Below are 16,114 nucleotides of genomic sequence, written 5' to 3' on the forward strand. Positions count from 1 at the left end.
GCGGAAGGCAGCAGAGATGTGGACGACGACGGCCGGTGAGCACGTTCCGGCAGGCCCGGTGTGGCTGCACCTGGCGCTGATGGCCGCGGCCCTGCTCATCCTGGTCTACAACCTCAAGCGGAGCAGCCGCTGACCCGGTGGGACGGGCCCCCGCTCCCCGCCGGCAGTTCCCCACGACAGCACCCCTACGGTCCCCACCGACAGGAGACAGACATGGAATCGACCGTTCCCGTCCCGTCCCCCCTCCTCGACGAAGCCCGCACCGCGCTGCGCGACGTCAGCGACCCGGCCGCCCGCGCCCTGGTCCTCGCGGTACTCGCCGCGGCGCGGGAACTCCAGGACGTGGCCCGCAGCGCCGAGCGCCTCGACGCCCGCCTGGAGTCCCTCAACGGGTATCTCGGAGCCATCGCCAACAAGCCGTAGCCGGGTGCATGGCGGGCCCCGGGCGGGGCAGCCGCACACCATCGGAACAGCGGAAACGAACGGAAGTGGTGCGAGTGCGTCTGCGCAGCGTCGGGGTGGAGGAAGAACTCCTCCTGGTCGGAACGGAGAGCGGTGAGCCCCTCTCCGTGTCGGGCGCGGTCCTGGCCGAGGCGAAGCGGCATGCCGTCGGCGAGGAGGAAGGCACCTTCGAGAAGGAGCTGATGCGCGAGCAGGTGGAGTTCTCCACCAAGCCGGTGACCGAGATGGGGGAGCTGACCGAAGAGATCGTCAGGTGGCGGTCCGAGGCCGCCCGGCACGCGGCGAAGGCCGGCGCCGAGGTGGCGGCGCTCGCCACCTCGCCGCTGCCCGTGCGGCCCACGGCCAACGCCGGGGAACGCTACGCGTGGGTCGCCGAACGGTTCGGCCTCACGGCCCAGGAGCAGCTGACCTCCGGCTGCCACGTCCATGTCGGCGTCGACTCCGACGAAGAGGGCGTCGCCGTGATCGACCGCATCCGGCCCTGGCTGCCCGTCCTCACCGCCATCAGCGGCAACTCGCCCTTCTGGCAGGGCCAGGACAGCGGGTACGGCAGCTACCGCAGCCGGGTGTGGAACCGCTGGCCCTCCGCGGGGCCGACGGAGATCTTCGGCAGCGCGGACCGGTACCACGAGCAGGTCTCCGCGATGGTCGGCACCGGCGTCCTCCGCGACCGGGGCATGATCTACTTCGATGCCCGGCTCGCGGCCAACTACCCCACCGTGGAGGTCCGGGTCGCGGACGTCTGCCTGCACCCCTCCACCACGGTGCTGCTCGCGACGCTCGTACGGGGGCTGGTCGAAACGGCGGCGCGCGCCTACGAGGCCGGTGAACCCCCGGCTCGCATCGCGGTGAGCCTGCTGCGGCTGGCGTCGTGGCGGGCGGCCCGCTCGGGCATCGACGGCCCGCTCATCCACCCGGCGACGATGCTGGAGGCACCGGCGCGCGTGGTGGTGGACGCGCTGTTCGAGCACGTCCGCGAGGCCCTTGAGGACCACGGGGACGCCGCGGCGGCCCGCCGGGGCATCGAGGAGCTCTTCGAGCGCGGCAACGGCGCGCGCGTCCAGCGGGAACTGCTGTCGAAGACGGGGGACCTGGGCGCCGTCGTACGGGAGTGCGCCCGCATCACCGGCTCCGCTTAGCACCGTGGCCCGCGGCCCGAACACTGCTGCTGCCCTGCCCCTCGTCGGAGGAGCAGGGCAGCAGCGTGCGAGGAGGGCGGCCGGTCGCCCTAGCGGGCCAGGACCGAATCGTCGAAGGTGCGGGCTCCGGGGAGGCGGTAACGGGCGGCGGCGAGGGCCGCGTCCACACTCGAGGTGCCCGTGGCGACGCACAGGGTGTGCGCGACGTCGTCCATGCGGGCGCGGGCCTGCGGGGTGTCGTCGTGGGCGCACAGGACCGCCAGCGCCCAGTAGCGCTCGACGAGACCGGACAGAACAGCCGGGTGGGCCATCAGCATGGGCGGATCCTTTCGGGAAGCCGGACGATCTTGGCCCTCGGCTGCCCCGGTTGCGCGGTACTACACCTTCTTCCCGAGGGCGTAAAGCCCCGGCACCGGACCGGGGATGCCCCCGCCCGTGCGGGGTACTCGCGTCGTCGGCGGGCGAAGCGGCACGGAGCGGCAGCGAACGCGGCACGGACGGCGATACCCAGGGACGAAGGGAAACGGTGAGGATGATGGCCATGAGGGCAGTCGGGTGGGCCCGTTCCTTTCCGGTGTCGAACGGGGTCCGCGCGGCCCGGCAGTGGACGGCCCAGCACCTCGCGTCGCTGGACTGGGCGGCTGACGCCCCGGACACCGTCCACTCGATCCTGCTCAGCGTCTCCGAACTCGTCGCGAACGCCCATGTGCACGCCGCCGAGACCGCCCACCTCGTCCTGACGTGGGACGGGTACTGCCTGCACGTGAGCGTGGCCGACGCCGATCCACGGCTGCCCCGGCCCCGCGAGGCCGACGAGAGCGCCACCTCCGGCCGGGGCCTGGGCATCGTGGACGCCCTCGCCGACACGATGGACGTCCACGCCTGTCACGGCGGCAAGGCCATCAGCGCCTGCTTCCACCCGCCCGGGATCGACGACCCGCACGGCGAACCCGTCCCCGAGTGAACCGGCGACCGGGCCCGCCGCTCAGCGGACCTGGATGCCGATGAGGCAGGTGTCGTCGTCGGTGTCGGACCTGCTGTGCGTCAGCAGCCGGTCGACCCGCCTGTCCAGGGACTCCGCCTCCCGCGCCGCGAGGGAGAGCAGCTGCGACAGGGATTCCGTCACGGAGACGTCCCGCCGCTCGACGAGCCCGTCGGTGTACATCAGCAACGTGTCCTCGGGCTCCAGCCGGACCTCCTCCTCCTCGAAATCCACGTCCGGCAGCGCCCCCAGCAGCAGCCCCTGCGCCATCGGGAAGGACCGCGCCTCGATGCCCCGCACCAGGACCGGCGGCAGGTGCCCGGCGCGCGCCCAGCGCAGGACCCGCGTCTGCGGATCGTAGACGCCGCACACGGCGGTGGCGGTCACGTTGCTGGTCAGGTGGTGGGCGACCGTGTTGAGCCAGGACAGCAGCTGGGCGGGCCCGGCGCCGGTCACCGCGAGACCCCGCAGGGCGTTGCGCAGGATGACCATGCCGGTGGCCGCCTCGATGCCGTGCCCGGCGACGTCACCGACGCACAGCAGCACCTTGTCGTTGGGCAGGACCACCGAGTCGTACCAGTCGCCGCCCACCATCGCCTCCGACTCCGCGGGCCGGTAGCGGACCGCGATGCGGATGCCCGGAACCTCCAGGGGAGCGGGCGCCGGGGGCATGATGGCGTGCTGGAGCTGGAGGGCGAGCCTGCTGCGCTCGGCCGCCTCCGCCTCGGTGTGCGCGAGCTGGTCCCGGGTGGCGGCGAGGGCGACCTCCGTCCAGTGCTGGGAGGAGATGTCCTGGTAGGCGCCGCGCACCGCGTGGAGGCAGCCCCGGTCGTCGAGGACGGGCTCCGCGACGAGACGGATGTGGCGGGTGATGCCGTCGGTGCGCTGGAGCCGGAAGTCCACCGAGGATTCGCGCTGGTGGTGCAGGAGCGTGCGCAGGAAACGGTTGATGGAGGCCACGTCGTCCGGGTGCGCGTGCGCGCGCAGCTCCTCCAGGGGGACGGGAGAGGAGGTCAGGGGCCGTCCGTAGAGCGTGAACAGCTGCCCGTTCCAGGTGATCTCACCCGTCGTGATGTTCTCCTCGAAGCCGCCGACGCGGCCGAGGCGTTGCGCGTGCTGGAGGAGGCTGGCCAGCCGCGCCGTCTCGTCCTCTATCCGCCAGATGAGCAGCAGGGACTCCCCGTGGCGGCTGATGCTGGCGTCCGCGATCGCCGTCAGGGGTACGTCGTCCACGAACGCGGTGAGCGCCATCCGCTGGGTCCGGCAGGGCTCGCCCGTCGCGTAGACCCGTTCGAGCTTGTCGAAGAGCCCGTTGTCCTCGGCGGCCGCCGGGTACGCCTCCAGGAACGACGAGCCGCACACCGAGGTGCGCGGCCGTCCGGCGGGGTCGATGAAGCGGTCGTTGGCGTGGTGGACGCGGAAGTCCACCAGCCGGCCGCCCAGGTCCAGACAGGGCGTCAGCACCAGTGCCGGGTCGTACAGGTTGTCGGCGAGGTTGACCATCTCGGCCACTCCCGCGCAGCCGTGCTCCGGGACCTCGGGCTCGGCGGACGGGGCCAGGTCCTGGTCGCCCAAGGTGTGCGCGCACAGCTCGGCCAAGGCCTCCAACTGGCGCAGGACCTGCGGGGACTGCGGTTCGAGGGGGTCCGGCCAGCACACCTCCAGCACACCGTGGATACGGCCGCCGGTGCCGGCGGGCACGACGACGCGGCCGCCTCCCGGGTGCTGGCGCCGCCCGATGGAGGGGATGCCGGAGTCGCTCAGCCGCGGTACGACCGTCAACTCCCGCTTGTCCAGCGCCAGGTGGGCGCACGTCGCGACCTCCGGCGGGATGTAGCGCCACCGGCTCGCCTCTTCCTCCGGGAAACCCGCGTGCCCGACCAGCGTCAGGGAGGAATCCGATCCCGCCACCCAGATCGCGACACCGTGCGCCCCGAGAGCGGCCAGGGCGTTCTCCAGCAGGGCCGCGGCCACGGCCTGGGAGTCGGCGGCGGCCAGCAGCCCGCTCTCGGCGGCGCGAAGCCGCACGGCCGGTGTGCTCGCGCCGGCGACGGGGGTCGGCTGGGCGGTGTTCTCCAGGAACTCCCGCGCGACCTCGCTCACGTGGTCGCGCGCGGCCTGGTTGACGACGTCGACGGCCAGCGCGAGCAAGGTCGTCCCCGACTGCTCGGCCAGCTTGGCCAGTTGCCGCGCCGCCTCGGCCGGACCGCACCCGAGGCGGCCGACGAGCACGCCCTTGGCCATCTCGACCAGCGCCCGGCCGTCCGCGGCGGCCTGGGCCTCCCGCACTTCCTGGCGCAGCCGTTCGACGGTGGCGGCCAGCCGGCCGGCGTCGGTCATCATCGGGGACGTCTGCGGCCGGACCGGCGCGAAGCCGGGACCGGGGCCGTCGCCGCCCGGGCGCGGGCGTAGCTCGGGTACGGGCCGGACGTCACCGGGCTCGTCTCCCGCATACGTGGGGCTGTTCACCGTGGACCGGCTTTCTCGGCGGGGGAGGGGAGTCGTACGTCAGGCACCGGCGGCACTCTCGGCCCCTTGCGCGGACTCCTGCGGGAGCAGCCAGCGTCGGACCCGGGACATCAGGTCGTTCGCGTCGACCGGCTTGGTCACGTAGTCGTTGGCGCCGGACGCGAAGCTCTTCTCCCGGTCGCCGGGCATCGCCTTGGCGGTGACCGCGATGATCGGCAGCTCCGCGTAGGACGGCATCCGCCGGATCTCGGCGGTCGCCGCGTACCCGTCCATCTCCGGCATCATCACGTCCATCAGGATCAGGTCGATGCCCGGGTTCGCGGACAGCGCCTCGATGCCCTTGCGGCCGTTCTCGGCGTGCAGGACCTCGATCCCGTGGAGTTCGAGGATGCCGCTGATCGCGTACAGGTTGCGGGCGTCGTCGTCGACCACCAGGACCGACCGGCCCGCCAGACGGTCGTCGACGTGCGCCGCCGGGCCGGAGGCCGGCGAGGGCGCGCCGGTCCGCACCAGCGGGGGTACCGCTCCGGGCCACTCCGCGGAGAGGTGGAGCGCTATCCGTTCGCGCAGCTCGTCCAGGCTGGAGAGGACTTCGAGCGGCTGGTGGGCGGCGTGCCGGGCCAGTTCCGTCCGCTGCGCCGTCGTCAGCCGGCGGCCGTCGTGGGCGAGCACCGGCAGGGACGCCAGGGCCGAGTCGCCCGCCATGGCGTCCAGGAAGCGCAGGGCCTCGCCGTCGCTGCCGAGGTCCAGGACGACACAGTGGAAGGAGGCCTGCGCGAGGACGGCGGCCGCCTCCACGGCGGTGACGGCGGTCGCCACCTCCACCTGTTCCTCGGTACCCGTGGCGGCCCGGCCCGCGGCGAGATCACGGGCCGCGCTCTCCGCGACGAGACTGAGCAGGCCGTTGTTGCGCTCCTCGATCACCAGCAGCCGCCGGGGATGGCGCGCGTCCTCCTCGGCGGGGGGAAGCGCGGCCATCGCACCGGAGGGGCCGTCGATCGCCTCGGGGTCACCCTCCGGGGCCGCCTCCAGGGCCTGCCCCTCCAGGACGAGGTCGTGGAAGTCGTCGTAGGAGACGGGCAGGTACAGCGTGAAGACCGAGCCCTCGCCGGGCACGCTGCGCGCCGTGACCACACCGCCGAGGAGCCGTGCGATCTCCCTGGTGATCGACAGACCGAGCCCGGTGCCCCCGTACCTGCGGCTCGTGGTGCCGTCGGCCTGCTGGAACGCGGCGAAGATCGACTCCAGATGCTGTTCGGCGATCCCGATGCCCGTGTCGACGACCCGGAAGGCCACCACCGATCCGGCCCGGTCCAGGTGGCCGGGCAGTTCGTCGGAGACCGCCGGTTCGATCCGCAGCTCCACGCGGCCGTGCTCGGTGAACTTGACCGCGTTGGACAGGAGGTTGCGCAGGATCTGGCGCAGCCGCGCGTCGTCGGTCAGCAGGTCGACCGGCACGCCGGGCAGCGTCACGATCTCGAATTCCAGGCTCTTCTGGCTGGTCAGCGGCCGGAAGGTGGCCTCCACATAGCCCAGGAGCTGCTTGAGGGACACCCGTTCCGGGTTGATGTCCATCTTCCCCGCCTCGACCTTGGACAGGTCGAGGATGTCGTTGATCAGCTGGAGCAGGTCGGAGCCCGCCGAGTGGATGATCCCGGCGTACTCGACCTGCTTGGCCGTGAGGTTGCGGGTGGGGTTCTGGGCCAGCAGCTGGGCGAGGATGAGCAGGCTGTTGAGCGGCGTGCGCAGCTCGTGGCTCATGTTCGCCAGGAACTCCGACTTGTACTTCGACGCCAGCGACAACTGCTGCGCGCGGTCCTCCAGTTCCTGCCGGGCCTGCTCGATCTCCAGGTTCTTCGTCTCGATGTCCCGGTTCTGGGTGGCGAGGAGGGCGGCCTTCTCCTCCAGTTCGGCGTTCGAGCGCTGGAGTTCGTCCTGCTGGACCTGGAGCTGCTCCGAACGGGCCTGGAGCTCGACCGTCAACCGCTGCGACTCGCCCAGGAGTTCGTCGGTGCGGGCGTTGGCCACGATCGTGCTGACGTTGACGCCGACGGTCTCCATCAGGCGGCCCAGGAAGTCGCGGTGCACCGGCGTGAAGGTCTTGAAGGTGGCGAGCTCGATGACACCGAGCACCTGTTCCTCCACGACGATGGGCAGCACGATCAGCCCCGCCGGGGCCGAGCGGCCCAGCCCCGAGGAGACGACGTAGCCGGGCGGCACCTCGTCGGCCACGATGATCCGCCGGCTGCGGGCCGCCTGGCCCACGAGGGTCTCACCGCGCCGAAGACGTACGGAGGCGGGACTTCCGGCGGGACGGCCGTAGGAGCCGATGAGGGTGAGCCACGTCTCGCCCTCGGCCTCCTCGGCGAGGTAGAACGCGCCGTAGCTGGCGTCCACGAGCGGCGTCAGCTCGTCCATGACGAGCTCGGCGACGGCGGACAGGTCCCGGTGGCCCTGCATCAGACCGGAGATCCGCGCCAGGTTGGACTTGAGCCAGTCCTGCTCCTGGTTGGCGCGGGTGGTCTCCCGCAGGGAGCCGACCATCGAGTTGATGTTGTCCTTGAGCTCGGCCACCTCGCCGGAGGCGTCCACGGTGATGGAGCGGGTGAGGTCGCCCTCGGCGACCGCGCTCGCGACCTCGGCGATGGCCCGCACCTGGCGCGTCAGGTTCCCGGCCAGCTCGTTCACGTTCTCCGTCAGCCGCTTCCAGGTGCCCTCGACGCCCTCGACCTCGGCCTGGCCGCCGAGGCGTCCCTCGCTGCCCACCTCGCGCGCGACGCGCGTCACCTCGGCCGCGAAGGAGGACAGCTGGTCCACCATCGTGTTGATCGTGGTCTTGAGTTCGAGGATCTCGCCGCGGGCGTCGACGTCGATCTTCTTCGAGAGGTCGCCATTGGCGACGGCGGTGGTCACCAGGGCGATGTTGCGGACCTGACCGGTCAGGTTGTTCGCCATGGAGTTGACGTTGTCGGTGAGGTCCTTCCACGTGCCCGCCACGTTCGGGACGCGGGCCTGTCCGCCGAGGCGCCCCTCGGTGCCCACCTCGCGGGCCACGCGGGTGACCTCGTCGGCGAACGCGGACAGCGTGTCGACCATGGTGTTGATGACCCCGGCGAGCGCGGCGACCTCGCCCTTCGCCTCGACCGTGATCTTCTGCGAGAGGTCGCCCTTGGCGACGGCCGTGGCGACCTGGGCGATGGAGCGCACCTGACCGGTCAGGTTCGACGCCATCACGTTGACGTTGTCGGTGAGGTCCTTCCAGGTGCCCGAGACCCCGCGCACCGTGGCCTGTCCGCCGAGGTTGCCCTCGGTGCCCACCTCGCGGGCCACGCGGGTGACCTCGTCGGCGAACGCGGAGAGCTGGTCGACCATCGTGTTGATGGTGTCCTTGAGTTCGAGGATCTCGCCCCGGGCGTCGACCCGGATCTTCTGCGAGAGGTCGCCCTTGGCGACGGCCGTCGCGACCTGGGCGATGGAGCGCACCTGGGCGGTGAGGTTTCCGGCCATGAAATTGACCGAATCGGTCAGGTCCCGCCACGTGCCGGAGACGCCCTTGACGTCGGCCTGGCCGCCGAGGATCCCGTCCGTGCCCACCTCGCGGGCCATACGGGTGACCTCGTCGGCGAACGCGGAGAGCTGGTCGACCATCGTGTTGACGGTGTCCTTGAGCTCCAGGATCTCCCCGCGCGCGTCCACGGCGATCTTCTGCGACAGGTCGCCCCGCGCGACGGCGGTGGCGACCTGCGCGATGTCGCGGACCTGCGTGGTCAGGTTGCCCGCCATCGCGTTCACGGAGTCCGTCAGGTCCGCCCAGCTGCCGGACACGCCCGGGACCTCGGCCTGGCCGCCGAGCGTCCCCTCGGTGCCGACCTCCCGGGCCACCCGGGTGACCTCCGAGGTGAACAGGGACAACTGGTCGATCATGCCGTTGAAGACGGTCGCGATCTCCCCGAGGAGGCCGTCGGCCTCGTCGGGCAGCCGGGTGCCGAAGTCGCCGTCACGCACCGCCGTCAGTCCGGCGAGCAGCCGGCGCAGTTCCGGCTCGCCCACCGCGCCCGGTGAACCGGGCTCCGAGCCCTTGGTGACCGTAGCGTTCGTCATCTCTTCCCCACCATCTTCCGACCCCTCGTCACCGACGGGGACACGGGCCCTCGCGTCTCGCGCCGGAAGGTAGTCCACCACATCCCGGGCAGGGGGAAGCCCCCGAGGGGCCCGTGATGACCGTCTCGGGAGAAAGTTCCACCAACGCCGTGTGAAGTGCAATTCTCGGGGCAAGCGGGCTTCGTCAGCCGTCCGCCGTCGGGAGGAAAGGTCCCCCATGCCTCGCTCCGCCGCAGTTGTAGATCCGGTCCGCACGACAGAGGCGAAGGCCGCACCGGCCTCCGGCCGTACGACCGATGAGCTGGAGGGCCGACTGCCGCGGATCGCCGACGCCCGCGAGGTGGCCCCGTCGGACGCCCGGCAGCTTTCGCGCATCTTCCTGCTGCGCCTGCGCTCCCTGGAGGAGGGCACCGCGGAGTACCAGTACGCGCGCAACACGCTGATCGAGATGAATGTCTCACTGGTCCACTTCGCCGCCCGCCGCTTCCGCGCCCGTTCCGCCGGCGGAGGCGTCGACATGGACGACATCCTCCAGGTGGGAACGATCGGCCTGATCAAGGCGATCGACCGGTTCGACCCGGAGCGTGAGGTGGAGTTCGCCACGCTGGCGCTCCCCTTCATCACGGGCGAGATCAAGCGGTACTTCCGCGACACCACCTGGGCCGTGCACGTCCCGCGCCGCCTCCAGGAGCTGCGCACGGAACTCGCCAAGAGCCGGGAGGCCCTCACTGACCTCCTGGGCCGCGCCCCGACCGTCAAGGAACTCGCCCAGGACCTCGAAATGAGTGAGGAGGAGGTGGTGGAGGGGCTGGTCGCCGCCAACGGCTACACCAGCGACTCCCTCGACGCCTCCGCCGGTTCGGAGGAGGACTCCGCCTCGGGCCGCAGGACCCGGTCGCTGGCCGAGACCCTCGGCGAAGCCGACTTCGCCATGGAACTCTTCGAGGAGTTCCACACCCTCGCCCCCCTGCTGGCCGAACTCGACGAGCGGGACCGCCGCATCCTGCAGATGCGCTTCGGCGAGGAGAAGACCCAGGCGGAGATCGGCGCCGAGCTCGGCATCTCCCAGATGCAGGTGTCCCGCCTGCTCTCCCGCACCCTGGCGCGGCTGCGCAGCGGCATGCTCGCCTCCTAGACCGGCGATCTTCCAGGCCCGCGACGCCGGCCACGGCACCGCACCTCACCGCATCCGACGTCGCGGGCCATTCCTCGAAGATCGCCCGGACGGGGCCCGGGTCCCGTCCGCACACCCCCGCCGAGGCGGCGGGCGGGCCGGTGCCGGGCGAGGTCTGGCGGTAGCCTTGTCAGTCGACCCGGCCAACCGCCTGCCCCCGGAGGGAAGAAGTGACACCGCCCCCTCGTCACAGCCGGTACCCGGCCGTCCGTGGTGAGCATTCCTCCTTCGCCTACGACAGCGACCTGGCGTGGGCGGACACCGTGGTCCGCTTCGTGAGCAGCGGCCTGGAGCGCGGCCAGCGCGTCTGGTACAGCGCCGACAGCACGGAGCCCAGCGCGGTCATCGACGTCCTGCGGCGCGGCGACATCGACGTCGACGGGGCCCGCCGGGACGCCCGCCTGAGCGTGACCGGAACAGAACGGTCCTACCTGCGCCGCGTCCCCTTCGACCCCGACTGGGTCATCTCCATGTTCCGCACGGCCTGCACCGAGGCCCTCGCCGACGGCCACACGGGCCTGCGGGTCCTCGGTGAGATGTCCTGGTCCGCGCGCGAGGTGGCGGACGTCGACCGCATCCTGGAATCGGAACTGCGGCTGGACCGCGAGGTCTACGCGGACCTCCCGCTGACCGGGCTCTGCCTGTTCGACCGCCGCCTGATCCCCGGGCCGACCGCCGACCTGCTCACCCGGGCTCACACGGCCTGCGCCGACATCCTGCGGCCCCTGGCCGGCGGGCTGAGAACCCTGCCCGCCGCCCTGGCCGCCGTCCCGATGCGGGACCGCTCCGGGATCCGGCTGACCGGCAGCGGCGACATCGACACCCGCCACATCCTGCGCTCCGCGCTCGCCGCCCTCGCGCGGATGCCCGGCCCCGTCGTCCACCTCGACCTGTCCGCGGTGACCTTCCTCGACCCCGGCGCGGTCGCCGTGCTCGTGGACGTCTCGAACTCACTGACCGGGAAGGGCCGGAGCCTCCTTCTCCACAAGCCCCCGTACTCGCTGCGCAAAGTGGCCGAGTTGTTCCCGGAGGAATGTGCCGCGCTGGAGGTCGCAGCATGATCGCCACTCCCCTTCCGACAGCCGCGGAGCCCTCGGACTTCGTCCATCCCGCCCTCTTCTACCGGGACCTGGAGGAGTACACGGCCGGTGTCGGCGCGTTCGTGCGCGAGGCCCTGGCGGCGCAGGAGCCGGTCTTCCTCGCCGTGCCCGGCCCGCACCTGAACGCCCTGCGCCAGAGCCTGGGCCGTGACGCCGACGGCATCGACTGCGTGGACATGAGGGAGCTGGGCCGCAACCCCGGCCGGATCCTCGCCGCCCTCCAGGGCTTCGCGGACCGCAACCCCGGCCGGGCCCCGCGCATCGTCGGAGAGCCGATCTGGCCGGGCCGCACCGAAGGCGAGATCCTCGAAGCCACCCGGCACGAGGCGCTGATCAACACCGCTTTCGCCGGACGGCCCGCCACCATCCTCTGTCCGTACGACCTCTCCGGTCTGTCGTCGCAGGTGGTGGCCGACGCCCGGCGCACCCACCCCACGGTGATCGAGGACGGCCGGGACACCGCCAGCCCCTTCTACACGGACGCCGACACCGTCTGCTCGGACTGCGACCTCCCGTTCCCCGAACCGTCCCAGGACCCCCTCCTGCTGGAATACGCCGGCGGCAGCCTCGCCCAGGTCCGCGAACACGCCGAGAACTGGGTCCGCGGGGCGGACCTCGACCCGGCCCGGCGGGGCGACTTCGTACTCGCCGTCAGCGAAGCGGCCGCCAACTCCCTGGCCCATGGCGGCGGCAAGGGGACCCTGCGGCTGTGGAGCACGGCCACGGGCGGCGTCGTCGCGGAGATCCGGGACAGCGGCCGCCTCTCCAACGCCCTCGCGGGCCGTCGGCGCCCCTCCCTGACCTCCGGCAACGGCGGCCGCGGCCTGTGGATGATCCACCAGCTCTGCGACCTGGTCGAGATCCGGGCCCTGGAATCCGGCCTCACCCTGCGCCTGCACGTCAGCGGCGTCTGACCCCGGGGAGGCGGCCGGCCCACGGGGCCTCCCCCGCCGCCACCGGCGCCTGTAAAGTTGCGCCCGTACGGCACGAGGGGCAACGGAGAGGCTGACGTGGGAACTGGCAACCCGGGAGAGGGCGAAGTGACTCCACAGGGGGGCACGGCCACAGACGGACCGCAGGGAGCGGGGCTCCGTAAGACCGGCACGGGCGCTGTGGTGTGCGCGATCACAGGAGATCTGGACCTGGACGGCCTCGGCGCCGTGCGGCCGCTCCTGGAGCAGGCCGTCCGGTCGGGCGCGAACCGGCTGGTCATCGATCTGACGGGCCTGGGCTTCTGCGACTCCTCAGGCCTCAACCTGCTGCTCGCGGCGCGTCTGGACGCGGAGAAGGCCGGTCTCGGGGTGCGGCTGGCCGCACCCACCCAGCAGCTCCTGAGGCTCCTGGAGATCACCGGCGCGGACACCGTGTTCACCGTCGACCCCACCGTCGACGCCGCACTCACCGCGCCTTGAGCCCGCTCGTGCCCGCCGCACGTCCTGCCCGCGTGACGCAGCGGCACTGCGCCGATCGGAGTACCCACGTGTCCGGGTGGTCAGACCGGGCATACGCAACACCTGAGGCACCGAGGGCGACCCCGCCCCGGTCCGCGGCCCGGCCGAACCGGCCGTTCGCGATACACGACGATCAGTGTCACAGACGGGGGTGAGACCACAGTGAAGACCATCGGATCGGACACCAGCGATCCACTGCCCACCGGACCGCCGGTCATGGGCCAGCGCCGTCGGCTCACCCTCAGCGGTACCAGCGGCCAGGTCGCCAAGGGCCGTGAGTTCGCGAAACAGGCGTTGCGGGACTGGGGCTGGGACGCCACCGAGACCGCCGATGACGCCCTGCTCATCGTCTCCGAGCTGGTGACCAACGCCGGCGTCCACGCGGGTGGCTGCCACCAGCTGCTGCTGGTCGCCGGGGAGTCCCTGCGGATCGAGGTGTTCGACGGGGACCCCGAGCCTCCCCGTCCCCGCCTGCGGCACCAGCGCGGAACTCCCGGAGGGCAGGGGCTGTACATCGTGCAGCGCCTCTCCGACCGCTGGGGCACCGTCCCGCACGACGGCGGCAAGTCCGTCTTCGCCGAGATCGAGGCGGACCGGCTGGTCACCGGCCGGCCCGCGCCCAAGCCGGCGCCGCCGGAGGCGTCCCTCAACTGAGGCCGGCCCGGTACGTGTGTGGACGCGCCCAGCGGGCGCCGCGCACGGATCGCCGCCGCACACAGCATCGCCGGGGCCGCCCGCTCCCAGAGGGAGGCGGGCGGCCCCGGCGTGTGCCGACGGCTTCGGCCGGCGGGATCAGGCCGTCCGGCGGGCGTCGCGCAGTGCCTGATCGGCTGCCTCGTCGAGGGTGTGGGCGCCGGCCGTGCTCAGGCGCCCGCCGCTGCTCTCCAGGTGCGCGCGGACGAACCACTGGAAGAGTTCCAGCTGCGCCAGCTGGCCGATGAGCATGTCCTGCGTGACGGGATCCAGCTCGTCGGTGGTCTTCACCGCGGCCCGGTGGTCCTCGATGACACCCGCGTAGACCAGGTCCAGCGCCCCGAGGTGGGCGACGGCGTCGGCGCGGCCCACGCCGTAGTCGTCCCAGGTCCGCTCGGCGACCAGTGCGCCCGGGGTGCCGGCGGGGACGCCGCCGAGGGTCGAGATGCGTTCCGCGGTGGTGTCGATCATCTCCCGCACCGCGTCGACCTGGGGGTCCAGCATCTCGTGGACGGCGATGAAATGCGGTCCCACCACGTTCCAGTGGACGTGCTTGAGCGTCAGCGCCAGGTCGTTGAGCGAGTGCAGCCGCATGCGCAGCACGTCGACCACACGGACGGCCTCCTCCTTCGACATCCCCGGCACGGTGTAGTGCGGGGTGATGGTGTGCTCAGCCATGACGAAACTCCGAATCTGTGCTGTGGGGCGTTGTTCACCGTCTGCCTGGTTTGCCCCGATTCATGCATGGGGCACGCGGTCGCCGCGCGGCGACCGCCGAGGCCAGGACGCCGAGGCGTCGTCGCCGTCGGCTAAGCGGCAGCCGTGCTCATCTCCTGACGGCCCGTCGGCACCTCGCGCTCGGCCATGACCTCGGCCGCGGCCAGGGCGTCCTCGATCGTGGTCGTCGCTGTCGTGACGCAGAGGGTGTACGAGACCTGCTCCAGCTCCTGCCGCGCGGCAGCGGAGTCCTGGCCGGCCAAGGAGGCGTACCGGGCGAGGAGGGAGCGGACGACGATCGGGGACGGCATCAACATCGAAGGTCCTTTCGGGCCGGTTCACGGGACTGATCACCGACGTGCCCCCGAAACCCGAAATGATGCGCGGGTCCCGTGCGGCCGTACGGCGTCCCGCGCGGGCGCAGGGCGTTCCGGGCCGTCCGGCCGGGCATGCCCACCCCGTGACCGGGCAGACGCGCCGGGGAGACGCCCCGCTCCGCACGCGGGGCCGGCCGCGGCGAACCCGGGGAGGCGGGGTACGTATGGCGACGCGATCCACGAACCGCAGTGGCGAAGAGACGGTCGGAACCCGCCGTCGAGCCGACATCGAACGGGAGTGCAGAAGGCTGGAGCGGATGACCCCCTTCGCCCGGGGCGCCGCCAGCGGCTACCGGTGGGCGCTCGGCCGGGACCAGGAGGGCCCCGTCACGGGCGTGCACGCCGAAGGGCCGCCCGGCATGGACCTGCTGACCGCCGAGGTGGACGCCGCCGTCGTACGGCTGGAGGAGCAGCCCCGGAGCTCCGTGCCGCACGACCACATCCAGGGCGTGCACGACGCCCTGGCCTGGGTGTGCGGACACACCGAGGACCGGCCCTCCTGAGTCAACCCGGCCCGCGTTGGGGTGAGTTGGGCGCCGCCGCCGGGGTACAAGGGCCCGCATGACAACGAGGCCCACGTGGTTGCGGCGTATGAGGAAGACCGGCGGGACGACCGACCCCGGCAGGGTACGCGCCCGGCCCCGCACCGTGCCGTCCGGCCGGCCACCGGCGTCGCCGGTGGTCAGGGCGCTGGCCATGGCCGGCGCCTTCGCGGCGACCGTACTGTTCAGCGTGGTGCTGGCCCGCCTGACGCTGGAGCCCTCCGCCGCCTCGGTGGCCCTCGTACACAGCAACGTGCACCCCGGCCGCTCCATCGGCGCCTACCTGGACGGGACTTCCGTACGCGAAGCGGCACGCCAGCTCGGCGGCAACGTCCTGCTCGGAGTGCCGCTCGGGGTACTGCTCCCCGTGCTCGTCCCGCAGGCCCGCGGCCTGCTGCGGGTCGCGGTCGTGACGGCGGCCCTGATGACGCTGGTGGAGCTGATCCAGGGCGCCCTGGTGAGCGGGCGGGCCTTCGACGTCGACGACGTCATCCTGAACACGTCGGGCGCGCTGCTCGGGTACCTGCTGGTCGGGCGGCGCCTCGGGCGCGCGGTGCATCCACGGCGCCGGCACTGGTGGCACCGCCGGCCGCGCCCGGTCGAGGCGGGCACGGGGGAGTGACGTGCCGCGGCCGGCGGTGGCCAGTGCCCGGGGCGTTCACTGCAACGGGCGGGCCTCCAGAGCCGTCACGGGGTCCTGGTGGCCGCCGGACGGCAGCATCCGTACCTCGCCGCGGTCACTGATCTCCGCCCGTACGATGCCGGTCCGGTCCTCGTACACGGGGTGGCCGCCCGGGCCCGTCAGCTGGGTCCGGGACACGACCACGGTGTCCGGTTCCGCCCCCGGCTCGCCGGGAAGCACCAGTTCGTAGCGCTCGGCGCTCACCTGGGGCCTCCTTCCGTACGG

At 72.3% G+C, this 16,114-nt stretch carries 16 protein-coding genes; 10 read left to right on the forward strand and 6 right to left on the reverse strand.

Annotated features, from left to right (window positions below):
• Nucleotides 1-213: 213 nt before the first annotated feature.
• Both ACIA6C_RS12355 and ACIA6C_RS12360 read left to right on the forward strand, forming a co-directional pair.
• Nucleotides 214-423: a hypothetical protein gene (locus ACIA6C_RS12355; RefSeq protein WP_366081494.1), complete on the forward strand. Its 210-nt coding sequence runs from the start codon at nt 214-216 to the stop codon at nt 421-423.
• A gap of 80 nt (nt 424-503) precedes the next feature.
• Nucleotides 504-1,601, forward strand: coding sequence for a glutamate--cysteine ligase (locus ACIA6C_RS12360; RefSeq protein ID WP_361135514.1), 1,098 nt, complete (start codon nt 504-506; stop codon nt 1,599-1,601).
• An 89-nt stretch (nt 1,602-1,690) separates the two neighbouring features.
• On the opposite strand, the gene ACIA6C_RS12365 is transcribed toward ACIA6C_RS12360, so the two are convergent.
• On the reverse strand, nt 1,691-1,918 hold the full coding sequence (locus ACIA6C_RS12365) for a DUF5133 domain-containing protein (RefSeq protein WP_361134844.1): 228 nt from the start codon (nt 1,916-1,918) through the stop codon (nt 1,691-1,693).
• Nucleotides 1,919-2,142: 224 nt separating this feature from the next.
• Here ACIA6C_RS12365 and ACIA6C_RS12370 point away from each other — a divergent pair, with 224 nt between their 5' ends.
• Nucleotides 2,143-2,565, forward strand: coding sequence for an ATP-binding protein (locus tag ACIA6C_RS12370; RefSeq protein WP_399274982.1), 423 nt, complete (start codon nt 2,143-2,145; stop codon nt 2,563-2,565).
• Between the two features lie 21 nt (nt 2,566-2,586).
• On the opposite strand, the gene ACIA6C_RS12375 is transcribed toward ACIA6C_RS12370, so the two are convergent.
• Nucleotides 2,587-5,052, reverse strand: coding sequence for a SpoIIE family protein phosphatase (locus tag ACIA6C_RS12375; protein ID WP_399274984.1), 2,466 nt, complete (start codon nt 5,050-5,052; stop codon nt 2,587-2,589).
• 39 nt (nt 5,053-5,091) lie between these two features.
• A complete protein-coding gene (locus ACIA6C_RS12380) occupies nt 5,092-9,153 on the reverse strand; it encodes a HAMP domain-containing protein (RefSeq protein WP_366081491.1) in 4,062 nt (1,353 codons plus the stop codon).
• Between the two features lie 217 nt (nt 9,154-9,370).
• On the opposite strand from ACIA6C_RS12380, the gene ACIA6C_RS12385 reads away from it, so the two are divergent.
• The 5 genes from ACIA6C_RS12385 to ACIA6C_RS12405 all read left to right on the forward strand — a co-directional run bounded on the left by ACIA6C_RS12385 (nt 9,371) and on the right by ACIA6C_RS12405 (nt 13,532).
• Nucleotides 9,371-10,288 carry a SigB/SigF/SigG family RNA polymerase sigma factor gene (locus tag ACIA6C_RS12385; RefSeq protein WP_366081490.1) on the forward strand — a complete coding sequence of 306 codons (918 nt, stop codon included), beginning with the start codon at nt 9,371-9,373 and terminating at the stop codon, nt 10,286-10,288.
• A gap of 209 nt (nt 10,289-10,497) precedes the next feature.
• The gene (locus ACIA6C_RS12390; RefSeq protein WP_399274987.1) at nt 10,498-11,388 is read left to right on the forward strand and encodes an MEDS domain-containing protein; all 891 of its coding nucleotides are present in this window, start codon (nt 10,498-10,500) and stop codon (nt 11,386-11,388) included.
• The gene (locus tag ACIA6C_RS12395) at nt 11,385-12,341 is read left to right on the forward strand and encodes an anti-sigma factor RsbA family regulatory protein (RefSeq protein WP_399274989.1); all 957 of its coding nucleotides are present in this window, start codon (nt 11,385-11,387) and stop codon (nt 12,339-12,341) included. The genes ACIA6C_RS12390 and ACIA6C_RS12395 overlap by 4 nt, the downstream gene beginning before the upstream one ends.
• Before the next feature lie 126 nt (nt 12,342-12,467).
• Nucleotides 12,468-12,839 carry an STAS domain-containing protein gene (locus ACIA6C_RS12400; RefSeq protein WP_361134865.1) on the forward strand — a complete coding sequence of 124 codons (372 nt, stop codon included), beginning with the start codon at nt 12,468-12,470 and terminating at the stop codon, nt 12,837-12,839.
• Between the two features lie 201 nt (nt 12,840-13,040).
• Complete coding sequence (locus ACIA6C_RS12405) at nt 13,041-13,532, forward strand: ATP-binding protein (RefSeq protein ID WP_399274991.1); 492 nt, start codon at nt 13,041-13,043, stop codon at nt 13,530-13,532.
• Between the two features lie 138 nt (nt 13,533-13,670).
• Here the strand turns inward: ACIA6C_RS12405 and ACIA6C_RS12410 are convergent, their stop codons facing one another.
• Both ACIA6C_RS12410 and ACIA6C_RS12415 read right to left on the reverse strand, forming a co-directional pair.
• A complete protein-coding gene (locus tag ACIA6C_RS12410) occupies nt 13,671-14,249 on the reverse strand; it encodes a Dps family protein (protein ID WP_399274994.1) in 579 nt (192 codons plus the stop codon).
• Nucleotides 14,250-14,380: 131 nt separating this feature from the next.
• Nucleotides 14,381-14,605, reverse strand: a complete 225-nt coding sequence (locus tag ACIA6C_RS12415; protein WP_366081505.1) for a DUF5133 domain-containing protein — start codon at nt 14,603-14,605, stop codon at nt 14,381-14,383.
• A gap of 224 nt (nt 14,606-14,829) precedes the next feature.
• On the opposite strand from ACIA6C_RS12415, the gene ACIA6C_RS12420 reads away from it, so the two are divergent.
• Both ACIA6C_RS12420 and ACIA6C_RS12425 read left to right on the forward strand, forming a co-directional pair.
• Entirely contained in the window at nt 14,830-15,168 is a 339-nt protein-coding gene (locus ACIA6C_RS12420; protein ID WP_399274996.1) for a hypothetical protein, read from the forward strand.
• Nucleotides 15,169-15,256: 88 nt separating this feature from the next.
• Nucleotides 15,257-15,829, forward strand: a complete 573-nt coding sequence (locus ACIA6C_RS12425) for a VanZ family protein (RefSeq protein WP_399274998.1) — start codon at nt 15,257-15,259, stop codon at nt 15,827-15,829.
• 36 nt (nt 15,830-15,865) lie between these two features.
• Here ACIA6C_RS12425 and ACIA6C_RS12430 read toward each other — a convergent pair whose 3' ends face one another.
• The gene (locus ACIA6C_RS12430; RefSeq protein WP_366081508.1) at nt 15,866-16,093 is read right to left on the reverse strand and encodes a DUF6296 family protein; all 228 of its coding nucleotides are present in this window, start codon (nt 16,091-16,093) and stop codon (nt 15,866-15,868) included.
• Nucleotides 16,094-16,114: the final 21 nt, after the last annotated feature.

Source organism: Streptomyces sp. NPDC051578 (assembly GCF_044454045.1).
Taxonomy (GTDB): domain Bacteria; phylum Actinomycetota; class Actinomycetes; order Streptomycetales; family Streptomycetaceae; genus Streptomyces.